Source organism: Prauserella marina (assembly GCF_002240355.1).
Lineage (GTDB): Bacteria > Actinomycetota > Actinomycetes > Mycobacteriales > Pseudonocardiaceae > Prauserella_A > Prauserella_A marina.
On record NZ_CP016353.1, the window covers coordinates 568,192 to 587,196 of the forward strand.

The 19,005-nt window shown below is 65.0% G+C and carries 18 protein-coding genes; 5 read left to right on the plus strand and 13 right to left on the minus strand.

Annotated elements, in window-relative coordinates; all coding sequences use genetic code 11:
• Nucleotides 1-203: 203 nt before the first annotated feature.
• The 5 genes from BAY61_RS02440 to BAY61_RS02460 form a co-directional block, all read right to left on the minus strand.
• Nucleotides 204-2,420 carry an FtsK/SpoIIIE domain-containing protein gene (locus BAY61_RS02440; RefSeq protein WP_091801965.1) on the minus strand — a complete coding sequence of 739 codons (2,217 nt, stop codon included), beginning with the start codon at nucleotides 2,418-2,420 and terminating at the stop codon, nucleotides 204-206.
• Nucleotides 2,420-3,277, minus strand: coding sequence for a hypothetical protein (locus BAY61_RS02445; protein ID WP_091801968.1), 858 nt, complete (start codon nucleotides 3,275-3,277; stop codon nucleotides 2,420-2,422). Before BAY61_RS02445 ends, BAY61_RS02440 begins: the two co-directional genes overlap by 1 nt.
• Nucleotides 3,277-3,591 (minus strand): hypothetical protein, encoded by a 315-nt coding sequence (locus tag BAY61_RS02450; protein WP_091801971.1) that lies wholly within the window; start codon nucleotides 3,589-3,591, stop codon nucleotides 3,277-3,279. The genes BAY61_RS02445 and BAY61_RS02450 overlap by 1 nt, the downstream gene beginning before the upstream one ends.
• A 211-nt stretch (nucleotides 3,592-3,802) precedes the next feature.
• Nucleotides 3,803-4,270 carry a Pycsar system effector family protein gene (locus BAY61_RS02455; RefSeq protein ID WP_245866326.1) on the minus strand — a complete coding sequence of 156 codons (468 nt, stop codon included), beginning with the start codon at nucleotides 4,268-4,270 and terminating at the stop codon, nucleotides 3,803-3,805.
• Complete coding sequence (locus BAY61_RS02460; RefSeq protein ID WP_091801977.1) at nucleotides 4,270-4,599, minus strand: hypothetical protein; 330 nt, start codon at nucleotides 4,597-4,599, stop codon at nucleotides 4,270-4,272. Before BAY61_RS02460 ends, BAY61_RS02455 begins: the two co-directional genes overlap by 1 nt.
• Before the next feature lie 205 nt (nucleotides 4,600-4,804).
• Between BAY61_RS02460 and BAY61_RS02465 the strand changes: the two genes are divergently transcribed.
• Both BAY61_RS02465 and BAY61_RS02470 read left to right on the plus strand, forming a co-directional pair.
• Nucleotides 4,805-5,638 (plus strand): GntR family transcriptional regulator, encoded by an 834-nt coding sequence (locus BAY61_RS02465; RefSeq protein ID WP_245865712.1) that lies wholly within the window; start codon nucleotides 4,805-4,807, stop codon nucleotides 5,636-5,638.
• 20 nt (nucleotides 5,639-5,658) lie between these two features.
• Nucleotides 5,659-6,567: an NAD(P)-dependent oxidoreductase gene (locus tag BAY61_RS02470; protein ID WP_245865714.1), complete on the plus strand. Its 909-nt coding sequence runs from the start codon at nucleotides 5,659-5,661 to the stop codon at nucleotides 6,565-6,567.
• An 88-nt stretch (nucleotides 6,568-6,655) separates the two neighbouring features.
• On the opposite strand, the gene BAY61_RS32735 is transcribed toward BAY61_RS02470, so the two are convergent.
• Both BAY61_RS32735 and BAY61_RS02475 read right to left on the minus strand, forming a co-directional pair.
• The gene (locus BAY61_RS32735) at nucleotides 6,656-7,864 is read right to left on the minus strand and encodes a DUF5677 domain-containing protein (protein ID WP_143021362.1); all 1,209 of its coding nucleotides are present in this window, start codon (nucleotides 7,862-7,864) and stop codon (nucleotides 6,656-6,658) included.
• Nucleotides 7,865-8,012: 148 nt separating this feature from the next.
• Nucleotides 8,013-8,489, minus strand: a complete 477-nt coding sequence (locus tag BAY61_RS02475; protein WP_245865717.1) for a GntR family transcriptional regulator — start codon at nucleotides 8,487-8,489, stop codon at nucleotides 8,013-8,015.
• 347 nt (nucleotides 8,490-8,836) lie between these two features.
• On the opposite strand from BAY61_RS02475, the gene BAY61_RS02480 reads away from it, so the two are divergent.
• Nucleotides 8,837-9,019: a MerR family transcriptional regulator gene (locus BAY61_RS02480; protein ID WP_091801982.1), complete on the plus strand. Its 183-nt coding sequence runs from the start codon at nucleotides 8,837-8,839 to the stop codon at nucleotides 9,017-9,019.
• Nucleotides 9,020-9,061: 42 nt separating this feature from the next.
• Here BAY61_RS02480 and BAY61_RS02485 read toward each other — a convergent pair whose 3' ends face one another.
• Nucleotides 9,062-10,159, minus strand: coding sequence for an acetate/propionate family kinase (locus BAY61_RS02485; protein ID WP_091801984.1), 1,098 nt, complete (start codon nucleotides 10,157-10,159; stop codon nucleotides 9,062-9,064).
• A gap of 13 nt (nucleotides 10,160-10,172) precedes the next feature.
• Nucleotides 10,173-12,533, minus strand: a complete 2,361-nt coding sequence (locus tag BAY61_RS02490; RefSeq protein ID WP_091801987.1) for a phosphoketolase family protein — start codon at nucleotides 12,531-12,533, stop codon at nucleotides 10,173-10,175.
• Between the two features lie 199 nt (nucleotides 12,534-12,732).
• Here BAY61_RS02490 and BAY61_RS02495 point away from each other — a divergent pair, with 199 nt between their 5' ends.
• Together BAY61_RS02495 and fdhA are read left to right on the plus strand one after the other, a co-directional pair.
• On the plus strand, nucleotides 12,733-13,908 hold the full coding sequence (locus BAY61_RS02495; RefSeq protein ID WP_170140126.1) for an alpha/beta hydrolase family protein: 1,176 nt from the start codon (nucleotides 12,733-12,735) through the stop codon (nucleotides 13,906-13,908).
• 81 nt (nucleotides 13,909-13,989) lie between these two features.
• The gene (fdhA, locus tag BAY61_RS02500) at nucleotides 13,990-15,204 is read left to right on the plus strand and encodes a formaldehyde dehydrogenase, glutathione-independent (RefSeq protein WP_091801993.1); all 1,215 of its coding nucleotides are present in this window, start codon (nucleotides 13,990-13,992) and stop codon (nucleotides 15,202-15,204) included.
• A gap of 80 nt (nucleotides 15,205-15,284) precedes the next feature.
• Here fdhA and BAY61_RS02505 read toward each other — a convergent pair whose 3' ends face one another.
• The 4 genes from BAY61_RS02505 to BAY61_RS02520 all read right to left on the minus strand — a co-directional run bounded on the left by BAY61_RS02505 (nucleotide 15,285) and on the right by BAY61_RS02520 (nucleotide 18,976).
• A complete protein-coding gene (locus BAY61_RS02505; protein WP_091801996.1) occupies nucleotides 15,285-15,767 on the minus strand; it encodes a DUF309 domain-containing protein in 483 nt (160 codons plus the stop codon).
• Nucleotides 15,768-15,788: 21 nt separating this feature from the next.
• Nucleotides 15,789-17,522, minus strand: a complete 1,734-nt coding sequence (gene ctaD, locus BAY61_RS02510) for an aa3-type cytochrome oxidase subunit I (protein ID WP_091801999.1) — start codon at nucleotides 17,520-17,522, stop codon at nucleotides 15,789-15,791.
• Nucleotides 17,523-17,638: 116 nt separating this feature from the next.
• A complete protein-coding gene (locus BAY61_RS33435) occupies nucleotides 17,639-17,863 on the minus strand; it encodes a DUF2630 family protein (protein ID WP_245866327.1) in 225 nt (74 codons plus the stop codon).
• Between the two features lie 348 nt (nucleotides 17,864-18,211).
• The gene (locus tag BAY61_RS02520) at nucleotides 18,212-18,976 is read right to left on the minus strand and encodes an IclR family transcriptional regulator (RefSeq protein WP_091802005.1); all 765 of its coding nucleotides are present in this window, start codon (nucleotides 18,974-18,976) and stop codon (nucleotides 18,212-18,214) included.
• Nucleotides 18,977-19,005: the final 29 nt, after the last annotated feature.

The window sequence follows — 19,005 nt, forward strand, 5'->3', positions numbered from 1 at the left end:
CTATTGGTCGGCGCGTGGAAGCTCAGCCCTAGGGCTGAGACCGAAGCCGCGGAATGGCCCGTTGCCGGGAATTCGGCAGGTCGGAGCGAGGCCGCCTAGAGATCTAGGTTCCTGGTGAGATGCCTGTTCTGGTCTAGAGGCGGGGTCTAGGTCTAGAGGCGGCCCGGTCTAGAGAGCCGGGCCGCCACCGACCCCGTTTGCCGCTACTTTCGGTTACCTTGCGCGGTGCTGAGCGAGTCCCGCGTGTAGCCGTTGCGGTTGCTGCCCTTGCCGGTTTCCGGGTCGGTGGCCCATACCTGCTTGGGCTTCACGCCATCCGGTTTGAGCGCGGTGGCCAGGTTCGCGGGCGTCCACTTTCCGTAGGTGCCGGGCCGAAGCTCGGCAAGGCGCGCGACGATCACGTCAGACCACAACTTCTGCTCGCCCTTGCCGAAGACCGACAGCGTGTCGGCCAGCGTGTCCACCCGCGCGGCCTCGACGTCGACGCTTTCGCCTGCCGCGTAGCCGGTGATGTTGCCCAGCGCCTCCCGCTGCTTCCGCGCCCCGGCGACGATGCGCTTGGCGGTAGGACCATCCTGGTAGACGCTGCGGGTGATCTGCGCGTCAGAACCTTCGCCGCGCAGGTAGCCAATACCCTTGTCCGACCAGGCGAACGTCGTGGCGCGCACTCCGTTCTTGTACTGCGAGGTCCCGAGCACCATGTCGTTTTCCGTCTGCCCCATGACCTTGAGGCAGTAGCGGATGGACAGGTTCGCCGAGATGTCGGTCGGGATGGCTTTCGCGTCCGGGCGCTGGGTTGCCAGCAGCAACGTGATGCCCAGCGCCGGACCACGCTTCACGAGGTCGGTGCAGATCTCGCGCAACTCGTCGCCGTATTCGCCGTGCTCGAACCACACTTGGCACTCGTCCACCCCGATCACGATCGGCGCGAGCCCGAGTTCCTTGTTCGAGGCCAGGGCGGGCGTGACCTTGTTGTCCGGGCACACGTCCTCGGGAAGGTTGCGGATGACCTTCGCCCGCCGCCGCAGTTCGTCCCGGAGTTGCCGCAGCTCGACCACGGCGGTTTCGATGTCCTCCGGGTCGTCACCCACCCCGTAGCCGTGCGCCACGGCCGCGAGCGGTGACAGGTCACCGGTTCCCTTGAGGTCGTAGGCATACAGCACCGCGCGGGGGTCCAGCGCCGCGATGAGCAGCAACTCCCGCAGTGCCACCGTCTTGCCCATCCGCGGAATCGCACCAATCGCACCGGAGGAGAACATCAGGGTGATGGGCACCCACCGGCCGCGCTGGTCGGTGCCGAAGGGCTGAGGCTTGAACAGGTCGACGGTGGCGCCCGGCTTGGCCAACGGCCACGGCGCCTGTTTGGTGGTGGACATGTCTTTGTCACCGACCCACAGCACCAGGCGCCCCTCGTGCACGCTCGCGTCGCCCTCGGGCCACACGCACCCGAGTTGACGGCGCAGGCCGGAAGAGAGCCGTTCGCGGCGGTCGATGACGTCGCCAGCGGTGACCCCGGGCGGCAGGTCGATGTCGGCGCGCCAACCCGGGCCGTCCCGCATGATCGGGGAGGGGAACGCGATCCCGCGTCCCTTCGCGATGGCCTGGTTGATTCCAGCGATCCCGAGCGCGCCGAGTGCGTCCTCGATCATCGCGGAAGTCAGCCGAGGGGCTTTCGCCGAATCCACCGCGCGGCCCGCGACGGGCTTGTCCTTGGGAGCGCCGAACCAGCCCACGAGGCAGAGCGTCACCAGCATTGCGGCCCAGTTCCAGAACGGCGCAACGAACATGACCGCGAGATACACGAGCGCGGCCAGCACGATGACGGCCAGCATCACCGGACCCATGCGCTTGCGGACCGTGTCGTTACGCGCCTCGCGCAGCGCCATGTATTCCTTGAAGTCCTTGCGTTCACGGGCATCCATGCGCACCGGCTTGCTTTCCGCGTCGAACACCCAGTTCCGCAACCGGGCGCCGTGCCGGACCAACGCGCCCGGCGCCTTGAGGAGCGCGGCCGGAACGTAGACGGGAACGCGCAGCGCGTGGAAAGCCGTCGTGTGCCCGGCGTAGCGAACAAGGAACGCGGCCCGCGACTTGAACTCCTCCGCCGACAGCAGCCACGACGCGACCAGCGGTCGAGCGGTGGCGTCACCAACGGTTTCCCACCACGACGGCTTGTGTGGCACCGGATCGACCTGCGTCGTGGTCTTGGCGGGTTCGTCCACGATCTCGGCGTGCACAACGTCAGTGGCGTTCGTGGTGCCGGGCCGGAACTCCACCACGTTGCCGTTCACCGCTCGCCCATCCTTGCGGGCCGGTTCGGTGTTCAGGGCTTGGTGTTCACGGACTGAGGGATCAGCGTTCACAGAGATGACCTCGGGGTTGTTCACGGGTTCGGGGGTGTGATCGGCGGTGGTGGTCATCAGGCGGCCTCCTCCGTGGCGAGCTGGTTGCGAGTCGGGAGCGACATGGGCGCGGTGACGGTCTCGGCGGCAAGCGCGTCGGCGACGTTCTTCGAGGTGCCGCGCGATGCGTCGGGGCAGACGGACCGGACCCACGCGGGGGTGACCTCGATTCCCGGAGCCCAGGCCGCGCGTGCTTCGGCCAGGTAATCGGCCAGCAGCTTGCGTCCCTGCTTGCGCGGGGTGCTCCGCTTGCGGCGAGCGGTCGGCTTGGCTGGGGCGGATACGGCGGGGGCCTCGGAAGCGTCCTCGGGTTCGGTCTCCCGCTCCTGTCCGGTGAACGCGGGCATCGCGGCCCGGTGCACGGCCTCGGTCAGCCTGTCCCGCAACACCGGCGCGGTCTCGGCTGCCAGGAACACCAGCACCGGGGGCACGGAGTGCAGCACGATCCCGGACAGGTGCAACGTCGCCCACGACTGCCACGTGTTCATGACGTAGGTCGCCAGGAACGCGAACCACTTCGTGCGGTGCACCCATTTGCCGGTCTCGACCTGGTAGCGGGCCGTGATCTGCTCGGCCCGCAGTACCGCGATCAGCACGAGCGACACCATCGGATCGAGCAGCCACGCGGCTATCCACGCCATCGAGAACACGGCGGCACCGGCCGCCGCGAAGCTCTGGACGTTGACCATGGTGAAGGCGAGCCCGAGCAGGATGCCGACCCAGATGGCCGCGTCGACCTGCGTGCGTACCTTCTCCACCCGCAGTGCGACGACATCGGGATGGTTGGCGAGTGCCCGGACCTCTGCGGCTGTCTCGGCGTCCTGTCTGAGCCGTTCAGCCTGCGACAGGGGCAGGTGCTTGGCGTCGGTACCCATCAGCGGCCCCCTCGCGTCGAGGTGACGACCTCGGTCACGGCAAGCAGGCGAGCGATGGCGGCCCCGGCCAACAGTGCCGGCAACACCAACACGATGGCCAGTGCCGTCGTGTTCGGCCACCACGCGATGACGGCCCACTGAACAGCGGTGATCACAGCGGCCGTGACCAGCGTGCGCAGCGCGTTTCCGGTCATCCGAGTCACTTCCCGCACCCCGCGCTGTGCCTTGATGGCCGACTTACGCCCCGAACGCCAGATGCTGAACACACCCAGCAGCGCGAGACCGCCAAGGACCATGACTACCTGCGTGTTCATCAGGCCACCGCCTTCACACCGGTGCCGAAGCAACCGGGACAGGGGCGGACGGCGCACGGCCACTGTTCGGGCAAGCCGCACGGGGCGTTGTTGCCTACCATGGGGTCCCTCTCCGAATCGCTAGCTGCGGTCATGGGGAGTCCCGGCCCGGTGGGCTTGTTCTTGGCGGAGTGGGCCGCCGGTCCGGGGTCAACAACGTGAAGGCGAACGGTCATGTCAGCACCGCCAACAGCAGAGCAACGCTGAGCAGGCACAACCCGGTGAACAGCAGCTCAATCGCACGCTGAATGCGGCGGTACTTCGCAACCGCGATCGACGCGATCTCCGCCGTATGCGTGGCGAGGTTGTGCGTGGCCGCGTGGCTGGAGGCTTCCAGCAGCGTCGCGGGGCCGTTGTGGGCCGCGTGCAACCACGTCCCTGGTGTCGGGAACTGCGAAAGGCGCGGCCGGATGGCTGCCAGCAGCACCAGCACGGCGGCGAACACGGGCGGGAAAGCCAGCCACAGTGCCACAATCGCGGCCACCGAGGTCTGCTGAGCGCTCAACGCAATCACCCCGGCCAGTGCCGCACCGACCAGCGAAAGCAGCGTGGTCGCCTTCGTATCCGCCCGACGCAACTCGTCCCGTGCCTGCTCGTGAGCCTGGTGAATCCCTGGCAGCGAAGCAAAATCCCCAGTCATCACGCGGCCTCGCTCTCGGAAGAGGCGACCTCGCCCAGGTCGAACCGCGTCGGCAACGAGCGCAGCACGGTCCGATCCGCGCGCCGGTTCGTCCGGTGAGCACGGCGGGTGTCGGTGAAGGAATGGGTAACCCGGACGCTCGCCGCGAGCGTCGCGGCGGCCAGCTCCTCGTCAACCGACGCGATCAGCGCGTCGATCTCCCTCTCTTCGTCGGTGTAACCGGTGTAGTCCGACGCCCTCGCCGCAGCGTCCTGGACGGCGAAAACGTCGGCATCCAACCCGTCGAACGAGGCTTCGGCCTGTCGGCGGCTGATGTGTGCGGACCGCATTGGGGTCTCCTTCTTGGCTGATGTTGTCGTCCGTGACTCGGACCACCAAGAAGCTATCAGTTGATATGTTTGCTGGGCAACTGGTAGGGCAAATAAAGATCAAAAGAAGTTCTTGACCAGCTACTTTCCTGATTTCATCTGGTATCTTCTGGTTGGTAACCGCACCAGAGCTGCTAGGAGTCGCATGTCTCGCCCGCGTTCGTCAGTGAGCCGATCGGACCCGCTTCACCAGCAAGTGGCCCGCAACATCCGCAACCAGATCGAGGCCGGAGTTCTCCGGGATGGGCAGCGCCTGGCTTCCACTCGGGAGCTTGCCGACGAGTGGGGAGTGAGCACGTTCGTCATCAACGACGCGATGAACCTGCTCATCAAGGACGGGCTTGTCGAGAGCAAGTCGAGGGTCGGGCGGATGGTCCGCGCACCGGAGCAAGCCCAGGAGCGCCCTCGTCCGGCGACACCGCACGTCGTGCTGATCGGCGGATACGCGGGGAGCGGCAAGTCGGAGCTGGGGCGGATCGTCGCGCGGGAGACAGGTTGGCCGTTACTGGACAAGGACACGTTGACCCGCCCGGTCGTCGAGGCCGCGCTCGAAGTCGTCGGCCTCTCGCCTCACGACCGTGAGTCGGAGCTGTACGTCTCGACGATCCGTCCTCGCGAGTACGAATCGCTCATCAACGCGGTGACGGAGAACCTGCAATGCGGCACGGGTTCGGTCGTGACGGCGCCGTTCGTTCGGGAGTTCGCAGACCCGGCGTGGATTCACCGGACCGAAGCGACCTGCAAGGACCTTGGCGCGACAGTGACGTTCGTGTGGTTGTACTGCGATGCCGAGACGATGCACACCTATGTTCGGCACCGTGGCGCGGCGCGCGATGCGGCCAAGCTCGCCGACTGGTCCGGATACCTCGACGGCATCGACCTTGATCTACGTCCGCCGGTGCCACACGTCGTGGTCGACAACTCGGCTTCCAGTGAGCCGTTGCAGGAGCAGGCGCGGCGCCTGATCGAAGAAGTACGCAAGACCGAAAACGCCAAGTGAGGAGTGCTGTGCGAGTCCTGGTGAGCAACGAGCCCGACGACAAGGTCGGCGTCGAGTTGCTGTCCCAGCTTGAGGGCGTCGAGGTGCTGACCTACGACCCCAACGAGCCGCTACCGGTCGAACACCGGGGGGCTGAGGTGTTGATCCCGCCGTACCGCAGCAGTCACCGGCCGATACCGCTCCTCAAGCAGTTGCCCGATTTGCGGATGGTGCAACTGTTGTCGGCCGGAGCGGACGAGTGGGCGAGCGATGTGCCCTCTTACGTGACGTTGTCGACGGCGCGCGGCGCGCAAGCGGGACCGGTGTCGGAGTGGGTTCTCTCGGCGATCCTGTGCCTGTACCGCCAATGGCCCGCGCTGGTGAGGTTCCAGCAGGCGGGCGTGTGGGCACACCGGAGAGTCAGCGCGGACACGCTCGCCGGAAGCCGAGTGCTCATCGTCGGGGCCGGAAGCATCGGAATGGCGGTCGCGCGTCGCCTCCCAGTGTTCGACGCCGTGCCGACCCTCGTGGCCAGCCGTGCCCGGGAAGGTGTCCATGGCCCCGCGGACATCCCGCGCCTATTGCCTGATCACGACGTCGTGGTCATCACGGCACCACTCACGGACGACACTCGCGGCCTGGTCGACAAAACCTTCCTTGCAGCGATGCCGGACGGCGCCCTGCTCGTCAACGCCGGGCGCGGCAAGATCGTGGACACCGAAGCACTTGTCTTGGAACTACAAGCCGAACGCCTCCGCGCCGCACTCGACGTGGTCGACCCGGAACCCTTGCCCGAGTCACATCCGTTGTGGGCCTGCCCAGGACTGATCATCAGCCCCCACATGGCAAGAACTGTCCCAGGTACGAACGCTTTGTGTTACCAGGTCGCGGTGGAGCAGGTGCGAACTTTCTGCACAGGGGGAGTGCCTTCGAACACTGTGCCTGCTTAGCTTGATAAACAAAGACTGAAAACGCCGACACGGTGGACGCGGGAAACGGCAAACCGAAAGGCGTTGCCGCATGTGGTTGGAGCTATCGCTACTCGACTGTGCCGTTTGGGTGAATCGTGTACTGATGCATAAATTTCGCTTCCTCGGGGGCGAGCATGATGGCAGTTGCTGGCAGGGCTGGCGCGTCGGGATTAGGTGTAACTATTAGGGTTTCTTCGAGGCATACAGTCGCGAAATTTCGACCGTTTACAAAGAAATTCTCCGGGGAATCAACGATCGAAGAAACTCGTTCGGATACTCGGCCCTCTTGTTCGTCGGTCAAGTTTGGCGCATTAGACTCAATCACAATTTCTGTTTGCGGGTCGAACCAGTACCATCTTCGCCCGCCACTCCTGGTTACGGCAAGGATGGCGGTAGCATGACGCGGAGGGGACTTTGGCCAGATTTTCTTATCAACTTTGTTTGCTGCTTCCACATACTGTGGCCAACGTTTCCTTAGGGTGTCAAGGGCGGAAATCTGAGGCTGAATATCAAGGTCAGGTCTCTGGCGTCCGACGGTGCTGGCTATCTCCTTCGCGGCCTCGATGCCTGCTATGTATGCGAACGGGCAAAGATGAATAGCTATGCCAGTCCGGTGCACTCGGTGTCCTTCTATCTCTCGCACCAGGCCCAGGATCCCGCCCGGCGCGCCGTGGATAATCAAGGATGCTAGTTGATACGCGGGATAGAGATGCAGAAGATTGAACTTTTCGCACCGATCCTTCAGGTTCTCTTCTGACCATCCTCTGCGAAAACCTTTCCCGTATTTTTCAGTAGCTTTATCAAGTTCCCGGCTAGCCTTCTTTAGTGTGTGAGCCCGCTGCCTGGTTACTTTCCTCTTTTGGCTCCTGGTTAGTAAGTCGAGACCGAGAGAGAAGTCGTTCGCGAACTTTGCACCGAAGCCTAAATGGTCAAGATAGCGCTGCGCTCTCCCCGGGGTCGATTCGACATCTCGAATATTCACCGCATGCTCGATCAATGAGCGAGCCGATCGAACTGCCGATCTACCGTTGCCGTGTGATAACTCGATCAGAAGGCCGATTAAATCACTAAGACCCTGATTGAAGATGGTTGCCACCGCAGGGTAATTCTCAGCTTCCCCGAAGAATGAGCGCACAAATGGAAGTGACCGAGTCATTACGTTGTTTGCGGTCTCGCCGAACCAGGGGGCAGCTTCAGCGAGAAGCTCGTCAGCGTTGGCCGGAGGGCCAAGTAGATCGGGTTGTTCTGGAAGTGTGTTGCCTTCGGGAGTCGTCATCAGAGCCTCGCTTCTGCGGTGGATACGCTAGCCATCGCATAGAGCGAAGTACCGTTACAGCCTGACGAGGCCTCCTTGTCGTCTGTCTATGGTCGCCAGAAGTGACTGGACTGGACCTCCTGCCAAAACTGCTAGCTGAAGGTAGGCGTTATCGAACACGGCCTTTGAGCCGATTATTTGATCTGTTAGCAGGAAATTCAACAGTGCTGTGGTTAGCGATGGCGGTGCCCTTGCTGGGTAGCTGATGACTCGGGCCTTGTTCGGCGAGTTCGTGGATTGCGCGGTTGACGGTGCTGACGCTGACGCCGTACTCGTGGGCGAGGGTCTGGCGTTTGGGCAACCGCGGACCGAGTTGCCCGGCTTCGATGCGTTGGGTGATGTGGTCGCGTACTTGCTGCCATACGTATTCCGCACCGCCTTTGAGGACGTAGCGGGGTTGTCTGGGGCGGTAGAGGGCCGCGCCAAGGCGTTGGGCTTTGGCTGCCCAGTTGAGTTCCGCTTCGGTGAACCCTTCTTCGCGGGTGGAAGGTCTCTCGGGGGTTGCGTGCTGGCTGATGACGGACCTACGCAAGCAGCTCGGCGGACATTGGGCACGCGGCAGCGACGAAGAAGCCTGACGCTGCACGTCCTGATCGCCGTGCTGTGGTGGCGCGACTGTCCCTAATATGTCCCAAGATCCCGGGAGTTCGACCTAAAAAAGCAGGTCAGCAGACGTGTGGACACCGCACTGTAAATCAGACGGCTCAGCCTTCGGGGGTTCGAATCCCTCACCCGCCACACGACGTAAAACGCCCCGGTGACCTGCGAAAACAGGCTCACCGGGGCGTTTGTCATGTGTGGGCCACGTTGTGTCCTGCCTATCGGGCGACCGCGCACCCCCTGACCGCTGCATAAGATGCATCCGACAGTAATAGATGCAAGCGTCAGGGTTTGATGGCAAACTAGTGCAAAATGGTGCGTGAGGAGAGGCCGGTGGGAACCGGTGATGCCGCTCGTCTGCTGGGCGTGCATCGGACGACGTTGCTGCGCTGGTGGCAGGATGAGAAGGTTCAGCCGCTCTACACGACGCCGGGTGGTCAGGCTCGGTGGTTGATGAGCGACCTGCGCACACAACTCGGCGGACACTGGGCGCGCCACAACGACGAGGAAGCCTGACGCTCGGATAAGAAACAGCCGCCCTTCGACCCAGGTTCCCGGCTAACCGGTGAGTGCCTTCCTGGTGTGCTGTGCGATTTCCAGGTCTTCCCTTGCCGTGATGACGAGCGTGCTGACGGTGGCCCCTGCCGCGGTGATGTCGGCATCCGCCGTTGCTTGCTCGTTGCGCCCCTCGTCGATGACGGCTCCCAGGTAGCCGAGTCCGGCCAGCGCGGCCGCCCTGACTCTCGGGCTGTGTTCGCCGACGCCGCCGGTGAACACGAGCGCGTCGATGCCGTCCAGCGCTGCCGTCATCGCCGCGATCTCCCTGCGCAACCGGTGGATGTACACGTCGAAAGCCAGTGTGGCAGCAGGATTTCCCGCGTCGGCGGCCTCGATCACCTCGCGCATGTCGCCGGAACCTCCCGACAGCCCGGCGAGCCCGGATTCGTGCTCAAGCACCTCGCCGACCTCGTCGGCTCCTAGCCCCGCGTGTTCCTGCAACCACAACACGAGACCGGGATCGACACTGCCGGTCCGGGTTGCCATGACCAGGCCAGCCAACGGGGTGAAACCCATCGTGGTGTCGAGCGACCGCCCCTCGCCGACGGCGGCCAGCGACGCGCCAGCCCCGAGGTGACAGGTCACCAACCGCAGGTCGGTGACCTGTCTTCCGAGCAGTTCGGCAGCCCTCCGGCTCGCGTAGTCGTGGGAAAGCCCGTGGAAGCCGTACCTGCGCAGCGACCATCGCTCGTTCCACGTCTTCGGCAGAGCGTAGGTGGCTGCCGCGTCCGGAAGGCTCGCGTGGAACGCGGTGTCGAAACAGGCGACGGCCGGTTTGCCGGGGAGCACGTCTGCGACGGCGTCGATACCGGCGAGCCCTCGCGGCTGGTGCAGGGGAGCCAGTTCGGTGAGGCCGGCGATGGCCTGCCTCACCCGCTCGTCGATGACGGCAGGTGCGGTGAATTCGGTACCGCCGTGCACGATCCGGTGGCCGACGGCGTCGACTCGCTCCAGTCCCGCGACGAAGTTCGCAAGCTCCTCGGTCTCGTGCGCTCCTTGCCACGAGTCGAGGTCGAGTTTGCCGACCACCTCGTCGGAAGGGCCGAGCAACCGCACCTTGAGACTGGACGAACCCGCGTTGACCACCAGCACGTACATTGCGGAACTCCGATCAGTACGGCCAGGCCCAGTCGCGGACCTCGGGCATGTCCTCGCCGTACTCCCTGATCCACGAGTGGTGGCGCGTCCTCTTGTCGACGAGCTCCTGCCGGAGGCGAGCATTGCGCGGTCCGAGCCCCGGCACCCGGTCGAGCACGTCGACGCACAGCTTGAACCGGTCCATGTCGTTGACGACGAGCATGTCGAATGGCGTTGTCGTGGTTCCTTCTTCCTTGTAGCCGCGGACGTGCAGGTTGTGATGGTTGGTGCGCCGGTAGGTGAGCCGGTGGATGAGCCACGGATACCCGTGATAGGCGAAGATCACCGGCTTGTCCGGCGTGAAGAGGGTGTCGAATTCCCTGTCGGTCATGCCGTGCGGATGTTCGGTGTCCGGTTGCAGCCGCATCAGGTCGACGACGTTGACCACCCTGACCTTCAGCTCCGGCAGGTGTTCCCTGAGCATGGCTGTCGCCGCGAGCACCTCCAGCGTCGGCGCGTCGCCCGCGCACGCGAGCACGACGTCGGGTTCGCCGTCGGTGTCGGTGCTCGCCCATTCCCAGATGCCGGCGCCCCGCGTGTTGTGCAGGATGGCCTCTTCCATGCTGAGCCAGTCGGGCTGTTCGTTCTTGCCTGCGACGACGATGTTGACGTAGTCCCTGCTGCGAAGGCAGTGATCGGCGACGGAGAGCAACGTGTTGGTGTCCGGCGGCAGGTACACCCTGATCACCTCGGCCTTCTTGTTGACCGCGTGATCGATGAACCCGGGGTCCTGGTGGGAGAAGCCGTTGTGATCCTGCCGCCACACGTGCGAGGTCAGCAGGTAGTTGAGTGAGCCGATCGGCCGCCGCCAGTCCAGTTGATGCGCGGCCTTGAGCCATTTCGCGTGCTGATTGAACATCGAGTCGACGATGTGCACGAACGCCTCGTAGCAGGAGAAGAGGCCGTGCCTTCCGGTCAGCAGATAGCCTTCGAGCAGGCCCTGGCACAGATGCTCGGAAAGCACCTCGACGACCCTGCCCTCGTGGGTCAGGTTCTCGTCGGTGTCGAGAACCTTTTCCTGCCACTGTTTTCCGGTGACCTCGTATACGGCGTCGAGCCGGTTGGACGCGGTCTCGTCGGGGCCGAACAACCGGAAGTTGCCTTCGGACTGGTTGGCCGCTGTGACGTCGCGGAGCCACTTTCCGAGCGTCCTCGTCGGTTCGGAGGTCGAACCGCCTGGCTTCGGCACGTCGACGGCGTGCTCGCGGAAGTCGGGAAGGTCGAGTGGCCGCAGCAGAGCGCCGCCGTTGGCGTGCGGGGTGGCACCCATCCTTCGGGTTCCGGTCGGCGCACCGGCCCTGACCTGATCGACGGGTCTTCCCTCGACGTCGAACAACTGCTCCGGCCCGTACGAGCGCATCCACCGTTCGAGCTGCGCGAGGTGGTCGGGGTTGTCCCGCACGCCCGAAAGCGGCACCTGGTGCGCACGCCAGGTGCCTTCGACCGGAACACCGTCGACCTCGGCAGGGCCGGTCCAGCCTTTCGGTGAGCGCAACACGATCATGGGCCAGCGTGGCCGGTTCCCGACCCGCGCCTTCTTGATTTCGGAGATGTCGTCGAGTGCCGCGTCCAGCGTCACGGCCATCGCCTGGTGCATGGCCTGCGGTTCGCTGCCTTCGACGTAGTAGGGCAGGTAGCCGTACCCCCGCAGAAGCTGGTCCAGTTCGGTGGCGGGCATCCTGGCGAGCAGGGTCGGATTGGCGATCTTGTATCCGTTGAGGTGCAGGATCGGCAGCACCGCCCCGTCCCTGCTCGCGTTGGCGAACTTGTTGGCGTGCCAGCTCGTCGCGAGCGGGCCCGTCTCCGCTTCGCCGTCGCCGATCACGCACGCCACGACGAGACCGGGATTGTCGAGCGCGGCGCCGTAGGCGTGGGCAAGCGAGTAGCCCAGTTCGCCGCCTTCGTGGATGGATCCGGGGATGTCGGGGGAGACGTGACTCGGCACCCCGCCGGGAAACGAGAACTGCTTGAACAGCGCCTTGATCCCGTGAACGTCCTGGCCGATGTGCGGGTACGCCTCGCCGCACGTGCCTTCCAACCACGCGTTGGCCCACATCGCGGGGCCGCCGTGACCGGGCCCGATGACGTACATGAGGTCGAGGTCGCGGCGCTTGATGACCCGGTTGAGATGGGCGCACAGAAAGTTGAGGCCAGGAGTGGTTCCCCAGTGGCCGAGCAGTCGCGGTTTGATGTGCTCACGGCGCAACGGTTCGGCGAGCAACGGGTTGTCCAGCAAGTAGATCTGCCCGACGGACAGGTAGTTCGCCGCCCTCCAGTAGGCGTCGATCTCCCGCAGTTCGTTGGTGTCCAGTGTGGTGACGGCGTGCGCGGTCATGTCCACCCCCGTAGGCGACCAATCCGCATGTGACGCTACCGGCTCGGACGCGGTGGCGCGCGGCTTCGCCGCCACGGTTGTCCACTATGGAGGGCACGGATCTCCCGACCTCTCGGTGACCTTTCCGTCACGGTCTGCAAAAATCGCCGGTATGCGAGGAATGGGTTCTTCCAGGGGTTTTTCACGCAGCGTCACGACTGTGCTGGTCGCCGCGCTGTGCGCCGTCGTGCTACCGGCATCCGCCGCGGCCGAAGAGGACGGGAACCAGATCTACCTGCCCGAACCCGATGGGCCGTACCAGCCTGGCACGAGCCTCGTGCACCTCGTCGACGACAACCGGGTCGACGACCTCGCGCCGGATGGCGGCGACCGGGAGCTGATGGCGCAGGTCTGGTACCCGGCCATGCCCTCGCCATGGCACCAGCCGGCGCCTTACGCGCAGCCGCAGGAAGCGGCGGCCATCGAGTACTTCTACGGGCTGCCCGAAGGCGCGGTCAAGGACGCTGCCACCAACAGCCTGCTCGGCGCCCCGGCACTGCCGGGTGACCGGCCGGTCGTCTTCTTCTACCACGGAATTTGCGCGTCCCGCACCGACACAACCGCGTTGAACGAGCGGCTTGCCAGCAACGGATTCGTCGTGGTCGCGCTGGCCAGCACCCATGAGTCCGACGGTGTCGAGTTCCCCGACGGCCGCTTCGTCCGCACCTCCGATCCGGACTTCTGCCTGGCAGGGGGCGATCCCTTCAGCGAGAAGTACGACGCGGTCCTCAACCGGCTCCAGGAGACCAGGGTCGGCGATGTCGGCTTCGTCCTCGACCAGCTCACCGAGTGGCAGAACACGGGTCGTTCTCCGTTGCCGCTCGGGGTGGCGCGTTCGCTCGACCTCGACCGCGTCGGAATCATGGGTCACTCCTTCGGGGGTTCAACAGCGGCGCAGTCACTCGCCGACGACCCGAGGCTCGACGCTGGTGTCGATCTCGACGGGCTCATCGTGGGTTCGGTGAGGAAAGCGGGACTGGACAAGCCGTTCCTCGTCATCGGCAGCGACTATCACGACGAGGTTCAGGATCCGAGCTGGGCCGACTTTCTGCCCGCGCTCACCGGCTGGCACCAGTGGTTGCGGCTTGTCGATGCAGGGCACTACCGGTTCGTCGACATCGGTGGCAGCGCGGGCAAATGGGGCCTCGCCGAGATGATGCCGCCAGAGGCATGGACGGCGAACTTCGGCGACATCGGTGATCACCGCTCGCAGGACATCGTTCTCGACTACACGACGGCATTTTTCCAGCGGTTCCTCGCGGGCAAGAAGAGCCCGATCCTCGACGGTCCTTCCGCCGAGTATCCCGAGATCGAGTTCAAGACGGCCGGAGGCTGAGAGGCACCTGGCCATACCAACAGGTAGCGGTTACGTTCGGACTGCGTCAAAAAACCGGCGATCAGACAAAGGGGTTTTGACATGCCGGGAAACCAAGTAGTCGTATACCAAGGTCCGGGACAGGTTTCCGTCGAGTCGATCGACTATCCCAAGCTCGAACTTCCCAACGATGTCGTGCAGGGGCTGGGATTGCCGCGCAAGGCGCCGCACGCCGCGATCCTGAAAATCGTGTCGACCAACATCTGTGGCAGCGATCAGCACATGGTGCGCGGTCGAACGACCGCCCCCGTCGGACAGACGCTGGGGCACGAGATCACCGGAGAGGTGGTTGAGGCAGGCGAGGATGTTCTGTTCGTCAAGCAGGGCGACATCTGTTCCGTGCCGTTCAACATCGCTTGTGGGCGGTGCCGGATGTGCAACGAGGGCAAGACCGGTATCTGCTTGAACGTCAATCCCGCCCGGCCCGGCGCGGCGTACGGGTACGTCGACATGGGCGGCTGGATCGGTGGCCAGGCCGAGTACGTGATGGTGCCCTACGCCGACTTCAACCTGTTGCCATTCCCTGACAGGGATCAGGCGCTGGAGAAGATTCTCGATCTGACGATGCTGTCGGACATTTTCCCAACCGGCTACCACGGTGCCTACACCGCGGGCGTCACCACGGGTTCGACCGTGTACGTCGCGGGTGCCGGTCCCGTCGGTCTGGCCGCGGCGCACGCCGCGCAGCTGCTCGGCGCGTCGATCGTCATCGTCGGTGACATGATTCCCGAACGGCTCGAACAGGCCCGCAGCTTCGGCTGCGAGACCGTCGATTTGCGAGAGTCGGCCGAATTGGCCGACATGATCAAGGAGATCACCGGTGAGCCGGTGGTCGACGCCGCCGTCGACGCGGTCGGGTTCGAGGCACGAGGGCACGGAAGGGACGCCGCCGAACAACCCGCGACGGTGCTCAACGACATCATGACCATCGCGAGAGCGGGCGCCTCACTCGGTATTCCGGGGCTTTACGTCACCGGTGATCCAGGCGGGGTCGACGACAACGCCAAGGTCGGCCAGCTCGGTGTGCGGATCGGGCTCGGTTGGGCCAAGTCGCATTCGTTCACGACCGGTCAGTGTCCGGTGAAGCAGTACAACCGGTTGCTGATGAACATGATTCTCAGTGACAAGGCGCAGATCGCGAAGGCGGTCAACGCCACCGTGCTTCCGCTCGGCCAGGCGCCGAACGGCTACGCGGACTTCGATCATGGCGCGGCGAAGAAGTTCGTGCTCGACCCGCACGGCATGGTCAGGGCTTAGCGGGTGATCGCCGGGACGTGAGGGGCAGGCGCGTCCCGGCGACATCAGGTTCGTCTTGATGGTCCATTGTGGTCTGCGTGTCACTGTCGAGCGCGCAAGGTGGGGGCGATGGTTGCCGCCTCGGGCGGATCGTGGCGCCCCGGCAGCCCGTCCGCCAGTGTGTGCGCCCACGTCGCCAGTCCGGCGATGTCGATGTCGTGTGGTGGCGCGTCCGCGAAAGGCGTGATGTTGTCGGCGCCCCTGCGCAATAGCGACGCCGCCCCGGTGAGGTTGCCCCTGGCCGCGTGGGTGATACCCACCGCGAGCTGGGCAAGGCCGCGCCACAGTTCGCGTTCCGTGTCGGGGCCTGATTTCCAGGCGTCTTCGAAAACCTCGTGCGCGTGGAACGGCTTTCCCTCGTTCAACAGGGTTTGTGCTTCACGGAGCGCGGCGTCGGCGGTGCGCACGATGCCCTCCGGTTGGCGTTCGACGCCTGGTGTGCCGTAGGGGAGGGGGCGGCCGAGGCCGTCTCGTGGCCGTGCGTTGCGGGCGCGCCCCTCGTCGTCTCGATCTCGGTCAGCCACGGCCCCGAGTCTCGCACGTGCTCAGTGAGGACTCTCGATCTGCTCCTCTTCCTCGTGCGGGATCGCCCTGCCGGTGAGCGTGATGTGGCCTTCCTGTCGCATTCGTTCGACCAGGTGCGGGTAGTGCAGTTCGAATGCGGGCCGCTCTGAGCGGATCTTGGGCAGCTCGGTGAAGTTGTGCCGGGGCGGAGGACACGACGTCGCCCATTCCAGTGAGTTGCCGAAGCCCCACGGGTCGTCGACGGTGACGACTTCCCCGTAGCGGTAGCTGCGCACCACGTTCCACAGGAAGGGCAGCATCGAGAGGCCGAGTATGAAAGCGCCGATCGTCGAGATCGTGTTGAGCGTGGTGAACCCGTCCGAAGGCAGGTAGTCGGCGTAGCGGCGCGGCATTCCTTCGTCACCGAGCCAGTGCTGGATGAGGAAGGTGAGGTGGAAGCCGAAGAACGTCAGCCAGAAGTGCAGCTTGCCCAATGGCTCGTTGAGCATCCGGCCGGTGAATTTCGGGAACCAGAAATAGATGCCCGCGAAGGTCGCGAACACGATCGTGCCGAACAGGACGTAGTGGAAGTGGGCCACGACGAAATAGCTGTCGGTGACATGGAAGTCGAGGGCCGGCGCGGCGAGTATCACGCCGGTGAGGCCGCCGAGCAGGAACGTGACGAGAAAGCCGAGGGACCACAGCATCGGCGTTTCGAAGGTGATGCTGCCTTTCCACATGGTGCCGATCCAGTTGAAGAATTTGATACCGGTCGGAACCGCGATCAGGAATGTCAGCAGTGAGAAGAACGGAAGCAGTACCGCGCCCGTCGCGAACATGTGGTGGGCCCACACGACGAACGACAGCGCGGTGATGCCCATGGTCGCGAACACCATGAGCCGGTAGCCGAAGAGCGGTTTGCGGCTGAACACCGGGATGATCTCCGTGACGATGCCGAAGAACGGCAGCGCGACGATGTACACCTCGGGGTGGCCGAAGAACCAGAACAGGTGTTGCCACAGGATCGCGCCACCGTTGGCTGGATCGAAGACGTGCGCGCCGATATGCCGGTCGGCGGCGAGCGCGAAGAGCGCGGCGGTGAGAATCGGGAAGGCCGCGAGCACGAGGACGCTGGTGAACAGGATGTTCCAGGTGAAGATCGGCATCCGCCACATCGTCATTCCGGGGCCTCGAAGGCAGACGATGGTGGTGATCATGTTGACGGCGCCGAGAATGGTGCCGAGACCCGACACGATCAAGCCCATGACCCACAGGTCGCCACCCACGCCGACGGAGTACTCGGCCCGGGAGAGCGGTGTGTAGGCGGTCCAGCCGAAGTCGGCGCCGCCGCCGGGAGTGAGCAGCGAGGCGACCACGATCGTGCCACCGAAGAGGAACAACCAATAGGAGAAGGCGTTCAGCCGGGGAAAGGCGACGTCAGGTGAGCCGATCTGTAGTGGAAGTACGAGATTGGCGAATGCGAACAGAATGGGTGTCGCGTACAGCAACAGCATCACGGTGCCGTGCATCGTGAAAAGCTGGTTGTACTGCTCCTGCGACAGGAATTGCAGACCCGGCCTCGCGAGTTCGCCGCGCATGAGCAGCGCGAGAACGCCGCCGATCATGAAGAAGACCATGGCCGTGACGAGGTACATCATGCCGATCTTCTTGTGATCGGTGGTGCGCAGGAGGGCCAGCAGTCCTTGGCCCCGTTTTCCCGTATGCGGGGCTGGACGCTGGATTCTCGTCGGCCGCATACCGATCTGAGTGTCCAAGGTGCACCTCCACCGGCGTGGGTGCGGCCCTGGCCCGCTGCATCGCGGGTCGGGTCAGGTCAGGAATACGGTAGCCCCGGCGCCCGTCTGTCGCATCCCGCTGAAGGCTGGTTGTGTCACTGCCGGTACGACTCGACCTCGCTGACCGGACGTACCGTGGCATCGCCGGGGTTCTCGCCGAATTCGGCGCGCGCCCTGCGCTGGCGTAGCAGATCCCAGCACTGGTCGAGGCGCTGCTCGATGTCGCGGAGCCGGGTGCGGTCCTCGTCGGTCAGCCCTTTTCCCGTCGCCCGCGAACGGAGTTCGTGTTCTTCGGTGATGAGTTCGTCGATGCGGGCGATGGGATTGTCGGGATCGCCGGGGTTGCCGGGATTGTGGGGCGCGCTGGGGGTGTCGGAATTGTGGGGAGTGCCGACAGAGCCGGGGTTGCCGACAGAGCCGGGGGCGTCGACAGCGCCGGGGGCGTTGGGAGTACGGCGGGCGCCGGGGTCGGGTGGAGCTTTCGAGCCGGGTCCCGTGTTCCTTTCCTGCCCGTCCTGTGCGGCCATGGAGAACTCCTTTCCCTGCCTGTGGTCACCGTACGCCCGCGAGCCCCCAACGACATTTCGCGGGCTAAACGCGGTACTTGCGTACGCTAACTACCGCGTTTAGCCCGCTAACTGCGGTCGGGGGCGGGGCAGGGACCGCGTTTAGCCCGCGAAATGCGGTTCGGCGGGGGTGAGCATTCGGGAGATGCCCCTCGCAGCGGCTTGCACGACGGGGGCCAGCGCGATCGGTTCGGCCGTGTCGGCCCGCACCACGAGCGACACCGCGGCCACCACCTCGCCGCCTGCCCCTCGAATGGGTGCCGCGACTGAAAGGGCATCCAACGTCACCTGACCGTCGCTCACCGCGTACCCGTTTTTGCGCACCGCCGCCAGCACTGCCCGCAACCGGTCCCGCTCGGTCACCGTCTTCGCCGTGTACGCCTGCAACGGCGCCGCCAGCGCCTGTTCCTGCACCGCGACCGGCGCATGGGCCAGCAACACGAGCCCAACGCCCGTCGCGTGAAGCGCGAACCGGCCCCCGACCCTCGTCAGCACCGGCACCGCGTGCCTTCCCGCGATCCGTTCCACGAACACCAGCTCAAGCCCCTCACGCACGGCGAGCTGAACGTTTTCGTGGGTCACCTCGTAGAGATCCTCCAGAAACGGCATCGCCACGTCCCGTAACCCCAGTCCACGCGGCGCGAGCGAAGCCACCTCCCACAGCCGTAACCCGATCCGGTAACGACCGTCGGCGCCCCGTTCCAGTGCCCCCCACGCGACCAATTCGGCGGCCCTGCGGTGCGCCGTCGGCAGCGAGATACCCGCTCGCCGCGCCAGTTCGCTCAGCGAAAGCGCGGGTGCCGAGGGGGTGAATGCCTCAAGCATGGCGAGCACCTTGGCCGTCACCGACCTGGCATCAGCGCCCACCTTCACTCCTGCCCACCGCACGGCCACGG